Annotated in this window: 1 rRNA gene; it reads right to left on the bottom strand. The window is 53.3% G+C overall.

The features are described 5' to 3' along the window. Positions 1-101 (bottom strand): 23S ribosomal RNA (locus MFP24_RS00235); the annotation flags it as partial. Between the last annotated feature and the right edge of the window lie 201 nt (positions 102-302).

The following is a 302-nucleotide window of genomic DNA, read 5'->3' as shown; positions in this document are numbered from 1 at the left end:
TAACGGTTCATATCACCTTGCCGACGCTTTTCGCAGATTAGCACGCCCTTCATCGCCTCTGACTGCCTAGGCATCCACCGTGTACGCTTAGTCGCTTAACCTCACAACCCGAAAGTGTTTCTTTCTGTTCGGCCTGGCTGCGCCGCCCAAATCCTGCGTTGCGCAGTGCTCGGAATGCTCATGGACATTAAGTCCACTCCGCTTCCTCCGCGCTGTGCGCCTTGGCTTTGAACTGCTCGCTCAGTCCTCTTACAGAGAACATTTCGTGGCTGCGATTTTTGAGAGACTCTGACACAACAAAA

Origin of the sequence: Brenneria tiliae (assembly GCF_023347575.1) — a bacterium.
Taxonomy (GTDB): domain Bacteria; phylum Pseudomonadota; class Gammaproteobacteria; order Enterobacterales; family Enterobacteriaceae; genus Brenneria; species Brenneria corticis.
This window is presented reverse-complemented; position numbering and strand designations above follow the sequence as displayed.